This window comes from uncultured Erythrobacter sp., from assembly GCF_947499705.1.
Classification (GTDB): Bacteria; Pseudomonadota; Alphaproteobacteria; order Sphingomonadales; family Sphingomonadaceae; genus Erythrobacter.
Genome location: NZ_CANMPJ010000001.1, coordinates 1,187,859 through 1,206,691, shown reverse-complemented (window position 1 = coordinate 1,206,691; position 18,833 = coordinate 1,187,859). Strand labels below are relative to the sequence as shown.

Genomic DNA, 18,833 nt, shown 5'->3' with positions numbered 1-18,833 from the left:
ATGTGGCCTTTCAAGCCGCATTTGTCGAGCTATTTGCAAAGCGCTATCCGCGACTTGGTCGCAGGTAGTCCTGACGAAAGTCCAAGGCGAATTGTGCAAACTGACCTGCTGAGATTGCGCCGCGCATTTTCCGCATCAACTGCTGATAAAATGCGAGATTGTGCTCGGTCACCAGCATCGCCCCGAGTATCTCGCCCGATTTCTGCAGATGGTGCAAATAGGCGCGGGAATAGTGGGCGCAGGTGTCGCACTCGCAGCGATCATCCAGCGGATCGGTGTCTTCAGCAAAGCGAGCGTTGCGCAGGTTGATCGGCCCATTCCAGGTAAAGGCTTGGCCGTTGCGCCCTGAACGCGTTGGGAGAACGCAATCGAACATGTCGATACCGCGTTCGACTGCACCGACCAGATCGTCTGGCTTGCCCACCCCCATCAGATAACGCGGACGGTCTTTGGGCAGCATCTCGGGCGCGTAATCGAGCACACCGAACATTGCTTCTTGCCCTTCTCCCACCGCGAGACCGCCTACCGCGTAGCCATCGAAACCGATGTCGATCAGCTTTTCGGCGCTGATCTGGCGCAATTCCTGATCGAGCGCGCCTTGCTGGATGCCGAACAAAGCAGATCGCGAAGCATGTTCCTCTCCGCTGTCGAACCCGTCCCGACTGCGCCTCGCCCATCGCATTGATAGCTCCATGCTCTCGGCGATTTCTTCGCGCGGTCGGTCGGCACGCGGGCATTCATCGAACGCCATGACGATGTCTGAGCCGAGCAACCGCTGGATCTCCATCGAGCGCTCCGGCGTCAGCATATGCTTGGAACCGTCAAGGTGACTGCGAAACTCAACGCCTTCTTCGCTAAGCTTGCGCAGGTCCGAGAGGCTCATCACTTGGTAACCGCCGCTATCCGTCAAGATCGGGCGCTGCCAGTTCATGAACTTATGCAGCCCGCCCAGCTTTGCCATGCGCTCAGCGCCCGGACGCAGCATCAAATGGTACGTGTTACCCAGGATAATATCAGCACCGATCGCTCGCACGGCCTCAGGCTTCATCGCCTTGACCGTCGCCACCGTTCCCACCGGCATAAAGGCGGGCGTGGCAATGTCCCCGCGCATCATCCGAATGCGGCCGGTCCGAGCGCGCCCGTCGGTGGCTTCCACTGCAAATTCAAATCTCTGAACCATAGCTGCCTCGCCTAGACAGGTTCGATCAAGGATGCGAGTGTCACTGTTGAAGCAAAGTCGCAGGGTGCCGGTGAAATCCACAAGGGGCACCAGCTTGGATGTTTTTCGGGCAATGGAGGGGACTGTGGCGAAATCTCAGAGGCTATTTGGAGTTGCTGCGATGGCAATTGCCGCGTTCTCGCTCAGCGCGTGTGCGGCAAATCCCGGTCCAGTGATGAGCAAGTCGACTGACAAGCTGATCAGTTATTTCGAGGCCAAACAGGAGCTGGCCGATACACTGCAGATGCAGTTGGGTGGCCCCACCGCCAGCAGTCCGCGCAATGAGTATTACAGCTACCGACTCGTCGCTATCAACGGTCCTGCTTACGAGCTTGGCTCGGTTCTGGCCGTCAACAACAAGCTCGATTTGATCACTCGCAAATGCACTCTGCCCAATGATATGGTGCCGGTCGAACAATGGGCCAGCATGCCGCGCTGGACTTCGAACTCGACGCTAAGCACCGATTTGGGCATCCCCGCCCCGTTCCAGGGCGTATTCCAGAAGGCAAAGACCTCTGTCGATGCGGATCTGAATTTCCAGTCCGCAAGCATCTATCAGATCGAAGATATTGGTCAGCGTTTCCTCGCCCGCGACGAGATGGATACGTTCGTAAGGCGAGGCGATTGCGGCGAGTATCTCAGCACGCTGAGCGAGCCGGTCGTGTTCGTGCGCGGCATCATCTACGGGCGCGAAACGCTGAAATCGGCCAAGGGATTTGCGGGAGGCATCGACTTGCGCGTGGTCGAGGAAGAAAGCGGACAGCTACGCTTCAAGTACGATAGCACCGGCGCGTATGAACTTTCCGATGCAGCGGTCATGCCCAAATTCGCGATCATGGCGAAGATTATGCCGGCGTCCATCTCTGTGACGGGGGCACGTTTGAACGAGAACACAATCGGCTCAATTCGTGATCCTGGGACGGGCATTGGTTTGGAAACCGATGTGAATCCCCCTGTCGGCCAGCAGCCGGATGATGGAGATGAAACGCCAGTGGATATCGCGAATATCGCGCCCGAGGCTGCACCAAGTCGTCCGCTCGTTAGGGTAACGTTTGCGCCGCTCAGCGATGACGAGGTCGAACAGATCCAACGTGCCGCACGCGCAAATTGAAAAGGCCGCCCGCTTGGTGAGCGGACGGCCTCTTGTGCAAATTCAGCTTGCTTAGAAGCGGAAGCCGACGCCTGCGGTCAGACGCAGGGTTTCGAACGAAATCGTGTCGACATTGCCCCGGATCGAAACCTGACCAACCGGCACTTCGACACCGGCGCCGACGAGGTAATCGCCAACAGTCGTGTCGATGCCTAGATCGTCTTCGTCGAACAGATCGCCGTCCACACCTGCGAGTGCCGCTGCGTCGACGTCGACCCACTGATAGCCACCGCGCAAGTAGACCTTGGTGCCATTCTCGGCGCGATAGCCGAGACGGCCCGATGCGCCGTAATCGGCGTCGATCGCGTCGGTACCGATATTGGCGTTCCCTTCGACACCAACGAAGAAGTTGGACGAAACCGGGAAATCGACCGCGATAAACCCGCCGAAGATGGCGCCGCCATCGCTGGCGTCGGGGCCTGCAATATCTTCGAGATCGTCGCCAATGCCGAGATCGTGGTAGCCGGCATTCGCGCCAACGGTGACTTCTGCCTGACCAGCGTCTTGTGCAAAGGCCGCGCCGGGGGCGGTCAATGCGGCGACTGCAGCAAGCGTACTGAGTGTGATTTTCTTCATTGTGTATTCCCTTAGTTTGATGCTCTGGGGGCGAGCAACGGCAGGGAAATAGGAGTAAGAATCTTTCAGCCAAGTGAATGATTCCACCAATTGCTCACTCAGCTCGACCAGCGGGAAAAGTGTTGTAATTCAGCACTATCAGTCGTTTTAATCGCGCAATCGCCAGCCGGTCTTGAAGATATAGGCAATGGTCGCCGTGCACAGCGCAAGGAAGCCCAGAGTCAGGCCTAGCGAGACGCCAATCGACACATCGGAGGTTCCGTAAAATGTCCAGCGCAAGCCGCTGACAAGAAACGCAATCGGGTTCGCCAAAGCTACCGCATTCCAAGGCTCAGGAAGGTCGTCGATCGAATAGAATGTGCCTCCCAGAAAAGTAAGCGGTGTCAGAATCAAGAGCGGGATGATCCCAAGCTTCTCAAAACTGTCAGCCCAGATGCCGAGGATGAAACCAAACAGCGAGAAACTGGCTGCGACAAGCATGATGTAGCCCATGGCCAGCAGCGGATACTTGATCTCGTAGTCGACGAAAAATGTCGCCGTACCGAGAATGATCGCAGCGAGGATCAGTCCCTTTGTCGCCGCTGCACCAACAAACCCGATAAGCGTCTCGGCAACACCCACGGGCGCCGACAAAAGCTCGTAGATGGTCCCGGTGAAGCGCGGCATATAGATGCCGAAACTAGAATTACTGGTCGTCTCACCCAGCAGCGTGAGCATCAGCAGGCCCGGGATGATGAACGCGCCATATGGCACGCCGCCGATCGGCTCCATCCTCGCTCCAATGACCGTACCGAATACGATGAAATAGAGCGAAGTCGTCAAAACCGGCGACAGGATCGATTGGAAAGCCGTGCGCAGTGCGCGCATCAGCTCGCGTTGATAGATCGACCACGCGCCTCTGGCATTGAAGCTCATCACGCAGCATCCTGTTTGGAGACGAGCCCGACGAAAATATCTTCGAGCGAACTGTCGTGAATGTCGATGCCGCGGTAGTCTATGCCAGCATTGATGAGCGCCTTTGTGAGGTCGGCGACCTCTTCGCGCCCCTTCCCGCTGCCATCACCGCCGCGATAGCAAAGCTCGGTGCCATCCTCGCGAAGTTCGACCGAGAACGCTGCAATCTCAGGCGGCAGTTCGGTGAGGGGCTCCGTCAACTGGATCACAGCTTCGGTCCGTCCCAGTCGCTGCATCATCGCCGACTTTTCGTCGACCATCAGGATTTTGCCCCCGCGAATGATACCGACACGATCAGCCATCTCTTCGGCCTCTTCGATATAGTGCGTGGTCAGAATGATAGTGGTCCCGCGTTCGCGCAGCGCGCTGATCTGTTCCCACATATCCTTGCGAAGCTCGACATCGACACCGGCGGTGGGCTCGTCGAGGAACAGCAGTTCCGGGTCATGCGCGAGCGCCTTCGCAATCAACACCCTGCGCTTCATGCCGCCAGAAAGCTCGCGGATCTGACTGTCGCGCTTTTCCCAGAGGGTAAGCGATCGCAGGATTTCCTCAATACGAGCCTTATCAGGTGGATGCCCAAACAGCCCGCGCGAATAGGACACCGCACGATGAACCGTTTCGAACATGTCAGTGCTGAGTTCTTGCGGCACCAGACCAATCCGTGCGCGGGCCGAACGCCAATCGCGTGCCAGATCATGCCCAAAGGCCGTGATCGTACCGCCACTCGGCCGCACCAATCCGCAAACCGCGCCGATCAGCGTGGTCTTACCCGCCCCGTTTGGCCCGAGCAGAGCGAATATCTCACCCTTGCGAATCTCAAGATCAACCTCGTCTAGCGCCCTGACGCCGCCGGAATAGACCTTCGAGAGGCCGGATATTTCAAGGATCGGTTCGCTCACTCTCGTCATTTGGCACAGGCCCACACGATTGCAAGCGCCGCCTAAGGGAGCAGGAGCGAAGAATCTCCATAGGAGTAGAAGCGATATTTGTTGGCGATGGCATATTCGTAAGCCGCAAGCATTCGTTCGCGCCCCATCAACGCGCTGACGAGCATCACCAATGTCGACTTGGGCAAATGAAAGTTGGTCATCAGCCCATCGACGCCTTTGAATGCATAGCCTGGAGTGATGAAGATGTCGGTGTCGCCTTCGAATGGCGCGATGGTCCGATCGGGCTTTGCGGCGCTTTCGAGCAGTCGCAAGGACGTGGTGCCGACCGCAATGATCCGCCCTCCCCCCGCTCGCGCTGCATTCAATCTGTCAGCAGCCTCGGCTGAAATCCGCCCAAATTCGGAATGCATGTCGTGATCGTCGGTATCGTCCGCCTTGACCGGTAAGAACGTCCCAGCCCCAACATGCAAAGTGAGCATCTCTCGCTGGATACCGCGCGCTTCTAGCGCTTCGACCAAAGCATCGGTGAAATGGAGCGAGGCTGTAGGTGCAGCGACCGCGCCATCCTCCTTGGCGAACATCGTTTGATAATCCTCGAGATCGCGTTCATCGACCTCGCGTTTGCCAGCGATATAGGGCGGAAGTGGCATGCGTCCGGCGCGTTCCAGCAAAACTTCGACCGGTTCCTCGCCGCCGAACGCCAAAGTGATGCTGCCATCGCTGAGCCGTGCTTCAGCAACCGCTGTTACGCCGCCACCGAAGACCAGCGTGTCGCCGTCCTTCACCCGCTTGGCGTTGCGGACGAAGGCCTGCCACCGGCGCAAATCGATCCGCTTGTGGAGGGTTGCGCCGATCTTGGCCTCTCCCCCTGCTCGACGCCCTTCCAGCTGCGCAGGGATGACACGCGTATCGTTGAACACCAGCACATCGCCGGGCTCCAGTAAGTCCGGTAGATCGCGAACGCCGCGATCCTCAAACGGTCCTTTACCGCGGACAACAAGCATCTTCGCCGCGTCGCGTGGGCGAACTGGACGAAGGGCAATCCGGTCTTGCGGAAGCTCGAAATCGAAGAGGTCGACTTTCATGCGGCGCGCCTAACCTGCGCACCGCAATCGGGGAAGCCCTATTGCTGTTCCAGCGGCGCGCTGAGCAAGTCGGCAGTAATCGTCGGCTCTGGCTGCGGCGGCGCGGGTGGTGGTGGGACCGGGCGATTGTCGCTCGCCATCGAGGCTTGCAATATCCGTGTCGGTTCCTGCGGTGGTTCACCGCGATTGATCGTGTCGACCCCAGGCATGTTCGAGATGACCCGACCAAAATTCGTGTAACGCTTGTCAAGGCTGAAACGCGGGTAGAAGACGATGAAAAACTGGCTGTTGGCGCTGTTCTCTTCGGTTGCACGGGCCATCGACACGGTGCCGCGCACATGCGGCATCGGATTGAATTCCGCTTCAAGGTCAGGAAGCTCTGAACCGCCCTGCCCGGTACCGGTCGGATCGCCACCTTGCGCCATGAAACCATCGATCACGCGGTGGAAGATGATGCCGTCATAAAAACCCTGCCGGGTCAGCGTCTTGACCCGCTCGACATGATCGGGCGCCCATTGCGGCATCAGCCGGATCTGAACACGCTCACCGTTCGACAGATCGAGCACCCAGATATTCTCGGGGTCCTCGGCAGCATTGTAATTGATGGGAACAAAGGTCTGCCGAGTTTCGGAGACGACTTCTTCGTCGTCCTCGTCTTGCAGAGGCTGTGCAGAAACCGTCATCGGCATGGCAGTCAGCGAAAGAGCGGCGAAAGCGCCGAAGAATGTCTTGATCATGTTGAGGTTCACGGTGTTGTCCAAGTTAGCGCGCGGTGTAACGGCGCAAGGCTGACACTTCAATGAATGATCTGGAAGCCATCGACAGCTGTGCACGGCACGGCGAACAGATCAATAGTCGCCCTTACGACCAATAGTCTCAACCCGGTCGACCACCTCGCCTCGCACCTCAGGACTGACGAAGGGAGTGATATCGCCGCCATATAGCGCGATTTCTTTCACCAGCTTCGATGCGATTGGCTGCAATGAAACGTCGGCCATCAGGAACACGGTCTCGATCGTCTCGTCGAGCTGCTGGTTCATGCCTGCCATCTGATACTCGTACTCAAAGTCCGCCACCGCGCGCAGGCCGCGGATGATCACGCTGGCGCCTTGTTTCTGCGCGAATTTGACGAGCAGCGCGTTAAACCCGACCACTTCGACATTGTCGAGGCCGAGATTGGCAACTTCGCGCTCGACCATGGCGAAGCGCTCTTCGGTCGAAAACATCGGATTCTTCGATGGGTTGGTGGTGACTCCGATGATCAACTTATCGACCAGCTTGGCCCCGCGCCGGATAATGTCGGCGTGGCCTAGGGTGATCGGATCGAAGGTCCCAGGGTAAATCCCGATGCGGGTGCTCATTGCTCGTATGTCTCCCACTTGATGACCATCTCTTTATGGGCATCGGAGCGTTCTAGCTTCACGACGTCGTGGTACCCTTGGTCGCTCTGATACTTGTAGACTGAAGGTTCGATCTCTTCGAAACCGATAATAGCGAAGGCATCCTTCAAATTCTCAATACACGGGCCATCGGCGCTATAAACCCGCGAGACCGGCCCATTCTCGACACTCGCCTCTTTGCCTGCTTTCACGAAGCTTACACCGTCGCAAGCCGGCACATCGAACCGATCGACGAGTTGTTCGACGTACGGAACGTCCGAAGAATCGCTACAAGCGGTGGCCAGTAGAGCCCAAGCTACAATGAGGGTTTGCGAGACATTCAACGGTCGCTCATTCCTTTGTCCTCTCCCACTCGACCACAGTTCCGTCCTGGGAAATCTGAAGGCCGATGATGATTGTCTCGCGATAGCCGGTTCGCGGTTTGGCGACCAGTTCTCCTTTGTCACCTTCGCGAAAGCTGTTCTTTCTGGCGGCGTCTTTCAGCTCGCTGAGACAGTCTGCATTGAGGCCGTAAGCGGTCCGAAACGAGTATGTGCCGTCGGCTTCGTTCTCGCGAAACATCGATCCTAGCACTTGCGCACCACCGCAGAGTTCAAGCGCGAATTTCTCGTTGAGGCAGGCGACTTGTCCCGCAGCATCACGCTCGCAGGTTTCGGTCTCTGAGGTTGCATCACCCGTGAGGGGCGACGCAACTGGCTTGCCCACGGCAGCTGGCTGTTTTGGCTGAGCCTCAGGTTGAGAAGGTGCGTTGTCGCAGGCGCCCAATGCCAGCACCAAAACCGCGCCGATCGCGGTTCTCACCGGTCGCGCTCAACGATAAAACGGGCGAGCGCGCGTAGCATGCCCGCCTCTTCGCCGTAACCGCCGAGGTGCGCGACTGCCTGATCGACGAGCGCACGGGCTTGGTCGCGTGCCTGATCGACTCCCATCAGCGTCACAAAGGTCTGCTTGCCCTGCGCCTCATCCTTGCGCAGCGCTTTTCCAGCTTTCTCTTGGTCGCCAGTCACATCGAGCAGATCATCAGCGATCTGAAAGGCAAGACCGATGTCGCGAGAATAGGCGCGCAGGTGGGCGCGGCCTTCAGGAGGCACCTTGCCGAGAATTGCGCCCATCTCGACGCTTGCGGCCAGCAACGCGCCTGTCTTCAACTGCTGGAGACGAGTGATCGTGTGAAGGTCGTAATCGACGCCCTCTTCATCCGCGACCATGTCCATCATCTGACCGCCCGCCATGCCATTCATTCCGCTCGCCTGACCGAGTGTTCCGATCAACTCGCTGCGGGTGAAGGGATCAGCGCTGGTGCCCTGATCTGCCAGGATCTCGAACGCGAGAGCATGCAGCGCATCGCCTGCCAATACGGCTGTGGCCTCATCGAAAGCCTTGTGCAGGGTTGGCTTGCCATGGCGCAGATCATCGTCATCCATGCAAGGAAGATCATCGTGGATCAGCGAATAGACATGGATCGCTTCAACCGCAGTGCCCGCCCGAAGAGCCGCTGTGCGGTCCACGCCGAACAGCTCGGCGGTGCTGACCAGTAACAAAGGCCGCACCCGCTTCCCGCCGCCGATAGTCGCATAGCGCATCGCTTCAACCAGCCGGGCACGAGTGTCATCCGGCACGGTAAGGAAAGCGTCGAAGGTCGAGTCCACCTCGCGCTGGACCCGCTTGAGGCCCTCGGAAAGTAAATCGCCTTCGATCTCTGCAACGCTCACGTCAGCGATCCGCATCGAGCGGCGTGGTACCGCTCGGTTTGCCGTCCGCGCCGGTCACGATCTTTTCGATCCGCGCCTGCGCCGCATCAAGCCGTTTCTGACACGCCGCGCGCAGTTTCTCCCCGCGCTCATACAGCGTAATCGAATCGTCGAGCGGCACGTCGCCGCGTTCCAATTGTGTCACGATCTCTTCGAGCGCACGCAGCGCCTGTTCGAAGCTCATCTGTTCGATGTTGTCCGCTTGCTGAGCGGAACCATTGCCCTCGTCCATGCTTCGGAGCATTGACCGTGCCGCGCGGCCCGGTCAAGGCTGAGCGCGAACGGGGAATCGCAAATGAAGTGGATCATCGCCTACTTTTCGGCGGCAGTGGTGTTCGGCCTGCTCGATGCCATGTGGCTTAACTGGGCCGGGCCAAACCTGTACCAGCCAACGATCGGCGAAATCATGGCGACCGATATCAATCTCGCAGCAGCAGGGGTGTTCTATTTCTTATATCTCGCCGGGATGGTTTGGTTTGCGATCAAGCCGGGTCTTGAAAACGGAAAAGTTTCCACCGCCCTGCTCAATGGAGTTCTGCTTGGCGGACTGTGCTACGCGACCTTTGATCTCACCAGCGAGGCGGTTTTCAAAGTCTGGGCAACGCACATCACAGTCGCAGACATCATATGGGGAATGTTTGCGACAGGCACGACTTCAGCGGCGGCGACGTTCGTGACGTTGCGCATCGCAAAATAGGGGTATCGGGGGCACACCATGTTTATCGGACATTTCGCACCGGCATTTGTCGCGGCCGCTGCTGGACCTAACGCGCCCAAACTTGGGACGATGTTCGTCGCAGCGCAGCTCGTCGATTGGGGTTTCTTTGCGCTCGCCATGTTCGGGATCGAGAATATGCGGGTCGATCCTGATGCGACCGCTATGGTTCCTCTCGACTTTCACCACATGCCCTACACGCACAGCCTTGCTGGAAGCGGGGTTTGGGCACTGGGCTTTGCGCTTCTGGTGATGCTGTGGCAGCGTAACGCGCTTGGCGGCTTGCTGGCTGGGCTCGTAGTGCTGTCGCACTGGGCGCTTGATTGGCTGACACACAGGCCGGACCTCACACTGGCAGGCGGACCTGAGACCTATGGGCTTGGCCTCTGGAACTTCCCTTACATCGCAATGCCGCTCGAGTTGCTGATCACGCTTGGCGCGTTCGTGTTCTATATCCGCCGCTCTCGCGGTCCGATTGGTCCTCCGTTGATCTTGATCGGAGTGTTGCTGGCATTTCAAGCGGTCAACTGGTTTGGTCCTGAGCCTAAGGAAGCGGGAATGATGCTCTACGTGCAGGCGCTCTTTGCGTTCGCCGTCGCGACCGGATTTGCTGTGTGGGTCGGGGAGAACCGCTACTTCGTGCGCCGAGGCGGGTTGGCGGCTCCAAGCGAGTGAATTAGAGGGTTTCGCCATGACCCAAGACACGCCCGAAATCACCCCGGACATCGTTGAGCAGCACGGCCTTTCGCCGGAGGAATACGAACGTGTTCTCAGAGGCCTTGGCCGCGAGCCGAACCTTGTCGAGCTCGGTATCTTCTCGGTCATGTGGTCGGAGCATTGCAGCTACAAAAGCTCTCGCTTGCATCTGAAGAAACTACCGACCGAAGCGCCCTGGGTGATTTGCGGCCCCGGTGAGAATGCTGGAATTATCGATATCGGCGACGGCCAAGCCGCCATCTTCAAGATGGAGAGCCATAACCACCCGTCTTACATCGAACCCTATCAAGGCGCGGCGACAGGCGTTGGCGGTATCCTGCGCGATGTCTTCACCATGGGCGCTCGCCCAGTGGCGAACATGAATGCGCTTCGCTTTGGCCGACCCGATCACCCTAAGATGAAGCACCTTGTCCAAGGCGTGGTTGCGGGCATCGGGGGATACGGAAATTGCGTCGGCGTGCCGACCGTTGGCGGCGAGACCAATTTCCACGAAGCCTATGATGGCAACATCCTCGTCAATGCGATGACCGTTGGCGTCGCTGACACTGACAAGATTTTCTACTCGGCCGCGACTGGCGTGGGTAATCCGATTGTTTATGTCGGTTCCAAAACTGGGCGCGATGGAATCCACGGCGCAACCATGGCGAGCGCCGACTTTGAGGAAGATGCTGAAGCCAAGCGACCCACGGTTCAGGTCGGCGATCCGTTCACCGAAAAGCTGCTGATCGAAGCCTGCCTGGAACTGATGGCAACCGATGCGATTGTCGCGATTCAGGATATGGGCGCTGCGGGTCTCACCTCCTCCAGCGTCGAAATGGCTACCAACGGTAAGGCAGGCATCCGGCTCGACATGAACAAGGTGCCGTGCCGCGAAGAGGGCATGACGCCGTACGAAATGATGCTGAGCGAGAGCCAGGAGCGGATGCTGATGGTGCTCAAGCCCGGCAAAGAAGCGATGGCTCAGGCGATCTTCGAAAAGTGGGAACTCGATTTCGCAATCATCGGTGAAGTCACCGAAACCCGCCACATGGTGCTCGAATTCGATGGCGAGGTCGTGTGCGATATCCCGCTCGGCCCGCTGGCCGCCGATGCGCCAGAATATGATCGGCCTTACCTGTCAACGGCGGAATATGCCGAGTGGGCGAACATCACGCCAATGCAGGACGTTCCTGACAGCGAAAATCCGGGTGCGGACCTGCTGGAATTGCTAGCCTCCCCCAACCTCGCCTCTCGCCGTTGGATTGCCGAGCAATATGATAGCCAGGTGATGGCCGACACGCTCCAGACCGGCGGTGATGCCGCAGTGGTTCGTGTGCATGGAACAGACAAAGCGCTGGCGATCAGCACAGATTGCACGCCGCGCTACGTCTATGCCGACCCGTATGAAGGCGGCAAACAGGCGATTGCTGAGGCGTATCGCAACCTTTGCGCGGTTGGCGCGCGACCGCTGGCGGTGACCAACTGCCTCAACTTCGCCAACCCGCAGCGCCCTGAAATCATGAGCCAGTTCGTCCACGCGCTCGAAGGAATGGGCGATGCATGCCGCGCGCTCGACTTCCCTATCGTGAGCGGTAACGTCTCGCTCTACAACGAAAGCAAGGCAACCGGAGGCGGCAGCGCCATCCTCCCGACCCCCGCTATTGGCGGCGTCGGGATCATTGATGACGCTGCAACCATGGTCACGCCCGCATTCAAAGCCGCAGGCGACGCCATCTACCTCATCGCGCCGGAATTCTGGGCCAAGCCTGATCCAACCCGCTCGCATCTCGGCAAATCCCTATGGCTCAAGGAAGTGCATGGTCGCGACGAAGGCCGCGCACCGCCGGTTAATCTGGAGGCCGAACGAGGTGCAGGTCAGATTGTGCGCAAGCTGATCTCCGAAGGTCTGCTGAGCGCGGTGCACGACCTGTCAGACGGCGGGCTCGCAGTCGCTCTGGCCGAGATGGCCATGTCGGGCGGCGTCGGAGCGGAAGTTTCCGCAAATGACGCTTACACGACCGCCCAGTGGTGGTTCGGCGAAGATCAGGCTCGCTATGTTATCACGGTTTCGCCCGATCATGCCGAAGCCTTCAACCGCATCGTCGCCGAAGGACCAGAAATTCCCGAAGCCGAAATGGTCGGTTTCCACCGGATCGGGACCGTCGGCGGCGAGAGCGTGCTGGGCGCGTCGCTCGATGATTTGCGCCACGCGCATGAGAGCTTTTTCAAGGAATGGATGGAGGGGTGAGCCATACTCACCTTGGCTCTTGTCATTGTGGAACGATCCAACTGGCGTTCGCGACGCAGCTTGAGCTGACCGAGATTTCGCCGCGCCAATGCGGCTGTGACTTTTGCCTCAAGCATCCAGCAAACTGGTTTGCCGATCCGAAAGGAACACTGCGGCTTACTTCAGCCACCACACCGCTCCGCTATCGCTTTGGCACCAAGACCGCTGACTTTGTGCTCTGCCCCGATTGCGGCGTGTTGGTAGCCGCGACATGTACAATCGACGGAGCCGCCTACGGCATAGTCAATCTTAACTGTCTGGATGGACGGACGGACTGGCCAGAACCTGATGCGCTCAGCGATTTTGACGGTGAAGGAACCGGCGATAGGCTCGCGCGTCGGACAAGAAACTGGATGCCGGTTGAGACGGAGATGCCCTCTTGATCGAGGCGCTCGGTTCAGTCCAACCGATCATGCACTACGGTAGCCATTGGCTCGTACCTTTTGCATTTGGGTGGCTGATTTGGCGTCATAACTGGCTACGCGCCGGGCTCGTGATCGCCGCTGCGAACTTGATCGACCTCGACCACCTGCTCGCTGATCCGATCTTCGATCCGAACCGTTGCAGCATCGGTTTTCACCTGCTGCATGGTTGGGAAGCCGCCCTCGCCTACATCGCAATGCTCGCGATACCGCGCTGGTGGGCTCGCGCATTTGGCCTCGGGGCGCTGTGGCATCTCGCGGTCGACTATGGCGACTGTGTCATGCAAGGTCTGTGACATGACCGCTGGCTATTCCGGAACCCCGCTCGCCAAAAAGCTCAACCTGCGTGATGGACAGGTGTGTTGGTTCGATTCCATGCCGGAGAGCATCATCGACGAGATTGACGAATATGCGTTGGAATTGCGCTTCGTTGCCGATCCGGCAGAGGGTATCGACGCAGCGCATATCTTCGTTACCGAAGAGAGCGACCTGGTCGAGAAGCTCGCCCACCTTCGCCAGCAGATCGCCAAGGATGGGCAGGTATGGGTAAGCTGGCCCAAGAAAGGCTCAGGGCAGGAAACAGAACTCGATCAAGCCGCCGTCCAGCGCGTCGGTCTTGCTGCTGGTTTTGTCGACACGAAAAAATGCGCCATCGACGAAGTCTGGTCGGGCCTCAAATTCGTAGTCCCAAAGGCTGATCGTTGACCGCGCCTCGCCGAACATCAACACTGATCTTCGTGGCCCTGATCGTGTTTATCGACATGGTCGGCATCGGATTGATCGTGCCGGTGCTGCCGGGTCTGCTCGAAGAGATCACGGGCGAAAGCCTTGATCGGACTGCAGAGATCGGCGGCTGGTTGCTGTTCGCCTATGCGCTCATGCAGTTCACTTTCGCGCCGGTCATTGGCGGACTTTCCGATCGTTTCGGACGCAGACCCGTTCTGCTTGTCACGCTGTTCATGCTCGGCATCGACTATGCGATCATGGCGTGGGCACCGACCCTGTTCTGGCTCTTTATAGGCAGGATCTTGTCGGGCATCATGGGGGCGAGTTGGGCTGCGGCAAACTCCTGCATCGCCGATGTCGCCAGTCCTGATGAGCGGGGCAAACTCTTTGGCATCCTTGGCGCAGCCGGGGCCAGCGGGTTTGTGATCGGTCCGGCGATCGGCGGTGTCCTGGGAGAATTCGGCGTGCGGTTGCCGTTTATCGCTGCCGCTGTGCTTGGAATTGGCGGCGCGATCCTGGGCTACTTCTTTCTGCGGGAAACACTCCCGGTGGAGCGCCGCCGCACATTCACCATGGCACGCGCCAATCCGCTCGGCACGCTGATCCAGATGAGCCGCAATCCGATTGTGCTCGGCTTCATTATCGTGATCTTTTTTATGCAACTGGCGGGGCAGTCGCAAATGTCGGTGTGGTCTTACCACACGCAATTGGTGTTCAATTGGAGCGAGCTGGATATCGGCCTGAGCGTGACGCTGTTTGGCATTATCGTGGCCTTTGTGCAGGGCGGGCTGACCGGCCGTGTGATTGCGGCAATCGGACCTGAACGCACCGCCATTCTCGGATTCTTGCTGGCGATGCCGGCTTACTATCTTTTCGCCTTTGCTCAGTCTGGCTGGTTCATGATCGTGGGTATCGTGTTCGGCGGCCTTGGCGGGCTTACTTTCCCGGCTCTCCAGCAGATGATGAGCGAACGGGTCGCTGAAGATGCGCAGGGGGAGTTGCAGGGCGCTATTGCGAGCGCGATGAGCATCACGAGCATCATTGGCCCGCTCATCATGACCGCAACATTCGGTGCCTATGCCGATGACACAGGTCTGTTCTTCCCGGGCGCGCCCTATCTGTTGGCGGCAATGATTTCGCTGATCGGACTGCTGATCGCAGCAAGGAACATTCGCCGCATGGGTCCCAAATCCAAGCCAGTGAGGACTTGAAAACCTACGCAGTCTGAGCGTCGTCGATACCCAGATCCTTCTCGGCAAATCCTTCGGCATCAAGCTGAGCCAGGCACTGGCGATAGACGACGGGGACGCCGATCCGGAGCCGTTCGCGCACGACATTAATGTCTTCGCGCATCACCGCCTCTACATCCATATGCGCCAGCTTCTTCGCTGCTTTGCCTAGCTTACGACCTTCCTTGATCACAGCGTAAAGCGGCGCGGAAGTCCCGGTCACCTTCTTGATCTGCCGCGCGCCGGCATAGGCGATGAACTTCACGCCGAGATTGTGGTTTTGCTCGTAGGAGAAGCCCAACAACGCCGCCTCACCCAGAGCGTCGCGCCCATAGGTCGTCAGCACATGAAACAGATCGTGCGTATCGCGCAGGCGATTGAGATACCATTCGACCTGATCGACCGGACGTTCCTCACGCGGACGCCATGCATAACTCTCGTCGACCAGACCGTTCGCGGTCAGGCCCTCGCGCTTCATGAAGCGGATGTAATTCTGCGCCACCGTGTTCGGCCCGCAATCTGCCCAGCGATTATGATCGTCGAGCATATCGGCAATCGCGAGCTGTTCCTCGCGCTGCATGAAATCGCGCGCACGATCAGTGCGGAGGAATGCTTCGGCCTGCCGCCTGACCTTCCGGCCCTTCAGCGCCTCGATAATGAAGAACACCTCCTTGGTATCTTCCTTATCAGCGATGAGATTGCGAAAGTGATGCAAAGCCTTGAGCGGCCTGAAACCCGTGACGTCACGATCGTCAGCGACCAAAGGGAGATCAAGTACGGCCATCATGCGTCCCAGTATGAGCATCGAGAGTTCGATTCTTCAGGCACTATTTACACCCATGTCAGTAGCATGTCCAGAAGAGTACCGCCTGCACAAGGTCCCGTCGCCGGGGGCTTCACTTCCGCGCGGCAAAAGCAGATAGGAGTGCCCATGCGAGATCATGAAACGACCCCCTATTCGCTTGAGGCTCTTTCCGAACATGAGAGCATCGCCCGCGCACAGTCGCTGCGCGATCGATTGAAGCAGAGGCGGACCTGCCGATACTTCATAGACGAACCTGTGCCGCGCGCCGTAATCGAGGCCGCGATCGAAGCTGCCGGAACTGCGCCCAACGGGGCAAATCATCAACCATGGCACTTTGCAGTGGTGGAATCGGCCGAAAAGAAGCGCGCCATCCGTGCAGCCGCCGAGGCGGAAGAGCGGCGATTTTACGGCGAGGATGGCGACGATCCGAAGGCGAGCGAAGAATGGCTTGGCGCGCTCAAGGATCTGGGCACCGACGCCGACAAACCCTTTCTCGAAACCGCGCCTTATCTGATCGTCGTGTTTGCTCAGCGCAAAGGCGGCATCGAGGAGGACGGAAAGACGCAGAATTACTACGTCAATGAAAGTGTGGGGATCGCGTGCGGAATGCTGATTGCAACCTTGCACGAAGCGGGACTCGCGACACTGACGCACACGCCCTCCCCCATGGGTTTCCTGCGCGAGGCGTGCGAGCGGCCCGAATGGGAGAAGCCATTGATGATCGTGGTGGTCGGACATCCGAGCGCTGACGCGACGGTTCCGGCACACGCGCTGAAGAAGAAACCTCTGAGCCAGATTGCTAGCTGGCTCTGAAGCCTGGACCCAAAGCGGCTGTGCTGCACTGGCGAACGAAACTGACACAATAGACAGTGTGTCAGGCGCCCGTTCTCGCACTTTCCTCAATTTCTTTAGAGGTTTGCAGGACGGTTGCGAAGTTGACACTTCTCCAACTTCGATTGGGGGCAAGGCAGCGGACATAGCCTCGCCATGCCACCCACTTGCATCAGTAGGAAAGCCCTCGCCGCAGCCGACGAAGCTTCAGATTATGCAGGAACAGCTTCGCCGTTATTCGCTTCGCTGGAGAGCAGATCGTAGGGATCAATCCCCTCTTCACGCCAAATGCGGTGGCATTCGCGGTACTGCGTTGGCTCGGGAATGCGCAGCTTTGCGCGGACATCATCGATCGGCATTGTCAGCAGTTCGCGGATCGACTGCTCGATCATGCGCGGCGCGCCTTTCCCTGTGCGCTTGGCCTGATTGGCGGCACCGATAACCGGGGCCTTGCTGCCCCAAGCCATCTTCTTGATGTTGGCCGCCCCCGCATATCCGATCAGCAGGTGACCTTGGCTGGGCGACTGGCCGTGAGTGAACAGCAACACGCATTGTTCGCCCAGCGCGTCCCGGCCGTAGCCGGTCAGCACATGAAAGAGATCATGCGTGTCGCGGGTGCGATCCATAAACCATTGCAACAGATCATCATATTTCGGACGGTCAAGGCTTTCCGCTTCGGCAACGAGGCCCGCAGCAGTTAGCCCTTCACTCTCCATGAAGTCACAATATGCGTGCCCAAGGCTGCCCTTAGGCGTTTTGCGCAAAGCGGCATGATCGTCGAGGATTTCGGGCAGCGATGGTTCGCTCAAGCGCAAGGCCTGGCCGCGTTCCGACAATGTGAGATCACGGACACGCGGCAAAAAATCCTTCGACGGGAGCGATTCGAAGATCTTGAAGACCAGACTGGTGTCTTCCTTGTCCTTCATAAGCAGACGGAAATTCTTGATCGCGCGTGTAGGGGAATAGCGCGGCTTAGGTCTGTCGGGATGGCGCAGAATGGTGCCGTCTTCGGCGAATAGCTGGCTGTAGTCGGTCGTGGTTGTCATTTGCGGGCCTTGCAATTCCGAGGTCTGCTTTCGAATAGCAGTGCTTACTTACACAAGTGTAAATAGCACAGTCAGGTCCCGAATCAAAACTCTTTTTCTTTAGGCCGCGACCCGCACGTCCTCTTTGGGCGCATCCCCCGGTCCAAACAGTCCTTCGAATATCATACTCGGGTGCGGATAGTGGAAGCTGTTTACCGCCATGGGCAGCACCATTCCTTCCGCCACGCCGGGCAAAAAGTAATTGCCTTGATAAGGATTTGGGGCGGTACGGTTGTCGTTGGCGTCATAGACTTTGCCAATCGGCATGTAATTGAAGTCAGGGCCAAACACGGCATTCAAAGCCAGATCGACAAAGTTCATGTTGTCCAGCGTTCCGCGCAAATGCGTGTCCTGCGCGATGATCGTATGGATATGCTGGCGTACAAAAGACAATGCGGTGAGATCGGAAACCACGGGGTTGAAGGCATGCGCGCCGTCGTGGTGAACGATGCTGCGCCCCGCCCGCTCTTTGAGCATGACCTCGCGAACATAGCTCGGCACATCGCCATGAAACAGCCGCACACGCTCGGCAACTTCGGGGAAAGCGCGGCGAATACGTTCGTGCGAGAATTGCAGATTATTGGCGCGGATATCGACCAGATCGATGTCGAAATCGAACCGCTCGGCGCAGCCTGCAATCATTCCCGACGCTCCGCCCATATAGACGCCGACTTCGACAACGCGGTCATACTCTCCGTTAAGGTCGCGAAGGACCCGGACGAGATCGAAATAATAGTCGATCGAGCACTGGTCCTCATACGGCATGTCGATGGTCGCAAGCCGGTCTGCAATCGCATCGAAAATCCGGCTGGGCCCGCGAAACGGAGCGACTTCGGACAGGGCCTGGTATCCAGAGTGGATCGGTACACCGAGCTTCAGATGCGGCGACTCCAATCCCGCAAGCGACGAATCCGGTTCGATAAAGCATCCTGGCACGGGCCGTTCTCCTCTCGGGCACCAAATGATGCGATCAGAGCTAGGCGCGTATGGTTGAAGCGGGCGAAAGCCC

At 58.5% G+C, this 18,833-nt stretch carries 23 protein-coding genes; 9 read left to right on the top strand and 14 right to left on the bottom strand.

Going from position 1 to position 18,833, the window contains the following annotated elements; genetic code table 11:
• Positions 1–43: 43 nt before the first annotated feature.
• Positions 44–1,180, bottom strand: coding sequence for a tRNA guanosine(34) transglycosylase Tgt (tgt, locus tag Q0837_RS05580; protein WP_298466262.1), 1,137 nt, complete (start codon positions 1,178–1,180; stop codon positions 44–46).
• Positions 1,181–1,340: 160 nt separating this feature from the next.
• On the opposite strand from tgt, the gene Q0837_RS05575 reads away from it, so the two are divergent.
• Positions 1,341–2,330: a hypothetical protein gene (locus tag Q0837_RS05575; protein WP_298466260.1), complete on the top strand. Its 990-nt coding sequence runs from the start codon at positions 1,341–1,343 to the stop codon at positions 2,328–2,330.
• Between the two features lie 51 nt (positions 2,331–2,381).
• Here the strand turns inward: Q0837_RS05575 and Q0837_RS05570 are convergent, their stop codons facing one another.
• The 10 genes from Q0837_RS05570 to Q0837_RS05525 form a co-directional block, all read right to left on the bottom strand.
• Complete coding sequence (locus Q0837_RS05570) at positions 2,382–2,945, bottom strand: outer membrane beta-barrel protein (protein WP_298466258.1); 564 nt, start codon at positions 2,943–2,945, stop codon at positions 2,382–2,384.
• Between the two features lie 147 nt (positions 2,946–3,092).
• The gene (locus tag Q0837_RS05565; RefSeq protein ID WP_298466256.1) at positions 3,093–3,860 is read right to left on the bottom strand and encodes an ABC transporter permease; all 768 of its coding nucleotides are present in this window, start codon (positions 3,858–3,860) and stop codon (positions 3,093–3,095) included.
• Positions 3,860–4,801, bottom strand: a complete 942-nt coding sequence (locus Q0837_RS05560) for an ABC transporter ATP-binding protein (RefSeq protein ID WP_298466254.1) — start codon at positions 4,799–4,801, stop codon at positions 3,860–3,862. Before Q0837_RS05560 ends, Q0837_RS05565 begins: the two co-directional genes overlap by 1 nt.
• A gap of 41 nt (positions 4,802–4,842) precedes the next feature.
• Positions 4,843–5,877 (bottom strand): tRNA preQ1(34) S-adenosylmethionine ribosyltransferase-isomerase QueA, encoded by a 1,035-nt coding sequence (gene queA, locus Q0837_RS05555; protein ID WP_298466252.1) that lies wholly within the window; start codon positions 5,875–5,877, stop codon positions 4,843–4,845.
• A 38-nt stretch (positions 5,878–5,915) separates the two neighbouring features.
• The gene (locus Q0837_RS05550; protein WP_298469799.1) at positions 5,916–6,614 is read right to left on the bottom strand and encodes a peptidylprolyl isomerase; all 699 of its coding nucleotides are present in this window, start codon (positions 6,612–6,614) and stop codon (positions 5,916–5,918) included.
• A gap of 111 nt (positions 6,615–6,725) precedes the next feature.
• On the bottom strand, positions 6,726–7,238 hold the full coding sequence (coaD, locus tag Q0837_RS05545) for a pantetheine-phosphate adenylyltransferase (protein ID WP_298466250.1): 513 nt from the start codon (positions 7,236–7,238) through the stop codon (positions 6,726–6,728).
• Positions 7,235–7,495 carry a hypothetical protein gene (locus Q0837_RS05540; protein WP_298466247.1) on the bottom strand — a complete coding sequence of 87 codons (261 nt, stop codon included), beginning with the start codon at positions 7,493–7,495 and terminating at the stop codon, positions 7,235–7,237. The genes coaD and Q0837_RS05540 overlap by 4 nt, the downstream gene beginning before the upstream one ends.
• A gap of 112 nt (positions 7,496–7,607) precedes the next feature.
• Positions 7,608–8,078 (bottom strand): hypothetical protein, encoded by a 471-nt coding sequence (locus Q0837_RS05535; protein WP_298466245.1) that lies wholly within the window; start codon positions 8,076–8,078, stop codon positions 7,608–7,610.
• On the bottom strand, positions 8,075–9,004 hold the full coding sequence (locus Q0837_RS05530) for a polyprenyl synthetase family protein (protein WP_298466244.1): 930 nt from the start codon (positions 9,002–9,004) through the stop codon (positions 8,075–8,077). The genes Q0837_RS05535 and Q0837_RS05530 overlap by 4 nt, the downstream gene beginning before the upstream one ends.
• A complete protein-coding gene (locus tag Q0837_RS05525) occupies positions 8,991–9,260 on the bottom strand; it encodes an exodeoxyribonuclease VII small subunit (protein ID WP_298466242.1) in 270 nt (89 codons plus the stop codon). The genes Q0837_RS05530 and Q0837_RS05525 overlap by 14 nt, the downstream gene beginning before the upstream one ends.
• A 63-nt stretch (positions 9,261–9,323) precedes the next feature.
• Here Q0837_RS05525 and Q0837_RS05520 point away from each other — a divergent pair, with 63 nt between their 5' ends.
• From Q0837_RS05520 to Q0837_RS05490, 7 genes are read left to right on the top strand one after another with little or no spacing between them, the layout of a single operon-like run.
• Positions 9,324–9,725: a DUF2177 family protein gene (locus Q0837_RS05520; protein WP_298466240.1), complete on the top strand. Its 402-nt coding sequence runs from the start codon at positions 9,324–9,326 to the stop codon at positions 9,723–9,725.
• Between the two features lie 18 nt (positions 9,726–9,743).
• Positions 9,744–10,418, top strand: a complete 675-nt coding sequence (locus tag Q0837_RS05515) for a hypothetical protein (protein ID WP_298466238.1) — start codon at positions 9,744–9,746, stop codon at positions 10,416–10,418.
• Positions 10,419–10,434: 16 nt separating this feature from the next.
• Entirely contained in the window at positions 10,435–12,687 is a 2,253-nt protein-coding gene (purL, locus tag Q0837_RS05510; protein WP_298466236.1) for a phosphoribosylformylglycinamidine synthase subunit PurL, read from the top strand.
• Positions 12,684–13,109 carry a hypothetical protein gene (locus Q0837_RS05505; protein ID WP_298466234.1) on the top strand — a complete coding sequence of 142 codons (426 nt, stop codon included), beginning with the start codon at positions 12,684–12,686 and terminating at the stop codon, positions 13,107–13,109. The genes purL and Q0837_RS05505 overlap by 4 nt, the downstream gene beginning before the upstream one ends.
• The gene (locus Q0837_RS05500; RefSeq protein ID WP_298466232.1) at positions 13,106–13,444 is read left to right on the top strand and encodes a DUF6122 family protein; all 339 of its coding nucleotides are present in this window, start codon (positions 13,106–13,108) and stop codon (positions 13,442–13,444) included. The genes Q0837_RS05505 and Q0837_RS05500 overlap by 4 nt, the downstream gene beginning before the upstream one ends.
• Positions 13,416–13,853, top strand: a complete 438-nt coding sequence (locus Q0837_RS05495; RefSeq protein ID WP_298466231.1) for a DUF3052 family protein — start codon at positions 13,416–13,418, stop codon at positions 13,851–13,853. The genes Q0837_RS05500 and Q0837_RS05495 overlap by 29 nt, the downstream gene beginning before the upstream one ends.
• Before the next feature lie 32 nt (positions 13,854–13,885).
• Complete coding sequence (locus Q0837_RS05490; protein ID WP_298466229.1) at positions 13,886–15,085, top strand: TCR/Tet family MFS transporter; 1,200 nt, start codon at positions 13,886–13,888, stop codon at positions 15,083–15,085.
• A 4-nt stretch (positions 15,086–15,089) separates the two neighbouring features.
• Here Q0837_RS05490 and Q0837_RS05485 read toward each other — a convergent pair whose 3' ends face one another.
• On the bottom strand, positions 15,090–15,908 hold the full coding sequence (locus Q0837_RS05485) for a Coq4 family protein (RefSeq protein ID WP_298466227.1): 819 nt from the start codon (positions 15,906–15,908) through the stop codon (positions 15,090–15,092).
• 126 nt (positions 15,909–16,034) lie between these two features.
• On the opposite strand from Q0837_RS05485, the gene Q0837_RS05480 reads away from it, so the two are divergent.
• Positions 16,035–16,721: a nitroreductase family protein gene (locus Q0837_RS05480; protein WP_298466225.1), complete on the top strand. Its 687-nt coding sequence runs from the start codon at positions 16,035–16,037 to the stop codon at positions 16,719–16,721.
• A gap of 230 nt (positions 16,722–16,951) precedes the next feature.
• On the opposite strand, the gene Q0837_RS05475 is transcribed toward Q0837_RS05480, so the two are convergent.
• Both Q0837_RS05475 and Q0837_RS05470 read right to left on the bottom strand, forming a co-directional pair.
• Positions 16,952–17,785, bottom strand: a complete 834-nt coding sequence (locus tag Q0837_RS05475) for a Coq4 family protein (RefSeq protein WP_298466223.1) — start codon at positions 17,783–17,785, stop codon at positions 16,952–16,954.
• Positions 17,786–17,884: 99 nt separating this feature from the next.
• Positions 17,885–18,760, bottom strand: coding sequence for a hypothetical protein (locus Q0837_RS05470; protein ID WP_298466221.1), 876 nt, complete (start codon positions 18,758–18,760; stop codon positions 17,885–17,887).
• Between the last annotated feature and the right edge of the window lie 73 nt (positions 18,761–18,833).

Excerpts from the sequence above, each read along its gene's own strand:
- tgt (WP_298466262.1), bottom strand. The coding sequence starts at position 1,180 with ATGGTTCAGAGATTTGAATTTGCAGTGGAAGCCACCGACGGGCGCGCT.
- Q0837_RS05575 (WP_298466260.1), top strand. The coding sequence starts at position 1,341 with ATGGCAATTGCCGCGTTCTCGCTCAGCGCGTGTGCGGCAAATCCCGGT.
- Q0837_RS05570 (WP_298466258.1), bottom strand. The coding sequence starts at position 2,945 with ATGAAGAAAATCACACTCAGTACGCTTGCTGCAGTCGCCGCATTGACC.
- Q0837_RS05565 (WP_298466256.1), bottom strand. The coding sequence starts at position 3,860 with ATGAGCTTCAATGCCAGAGGCGCGTGGTCGATCTATCAACGCGAGCTG.
- queA (WP_298466252.1), bottom strand. The coding sequence starts at position 5,877 with ATGAAAGTCGACCTCTTCGATTTCGAGCTTCCGCAAGACCGGATTGCC.
- Q0837_RS05550 (WP_298469799.1), bottom strand. The coding sequence starts at position 6,614 with ATGATCAAGACATTCTTCGGCGCTTTCGCCGCTCTTTCGCTGACTGCC.
- coaD (WP_298466250.1), bottom strand. The coding sequence starts at position 7,238 with ATGAGCACCCGCATCGGGATTTACCCTGGGACCTTCGATCCGATCACC.
- Q0837_RS05530 (WP_298466244.1), bottom strand. The coding sequence starts at position 9,004 with ATGCGGATCGCTGACGTGAGCGTTGCAGAGATCGAAGGCGATTTACTT.
- Q0837_RS05525 (WP_298466242.1), bottom strand. The coding sequence starts at position 9,260 with ATGGACGAGGGCAATGGTTCCGCTCAGCAAGCGGACAACATCGAACAG.
- Q0837_RS05520 (WP_298466240.1), top strand. The coding sequence starts at position 9,324 with ATGAAGTGGATCATCGCCTACTTTTCGGCGGCAGTGGTGTTCGGCCTG.
- Q0837_RS05515 (WP_298466238.1), top strand. The coding sequence starts at position 9,744 with ATGTTTATCGGACATTTCGCACCGGCATTTGTCGCGGCCGCTGCTGGA.
- purL (WP_298466236.1), top strand. The coding sequence starts at position 10,435 with ATGACCCAAGACACGCCCGAAATCACCCCGGACATCGTTGAGCAGCAC.
- Q0837_RS05495 (WP_298466231.1), top strand. The coding sequence starts at position 13,416 with ATGGCGACTGTGTCATGCAAGGTCTGTGACATGACCGCTGGCTATTCC.
- Q0837_RS05485 (WP_298466227.1), bottom strand. The coding sequence starts at position 15,908 with ATGCTCATACTGGGACGCATGATGGCCGTACTTGATCTCCCTTTGGTC.
- Q0837_RS05480 (WP_298466225.1), top strand. The coding sequence starts at position 16,035 with ATGCGAGATCATGAAACGACCCCCTATTCGCTTGAGGCTCTTTCCGAA.
- Q0837_RS05475 (WP_298466223.1), bottom strand. The coding sequence starts at position 17,785 with ATGACAACCACGACCGACTACAGCCAGCTATTCGCCGAAGACGGCACC.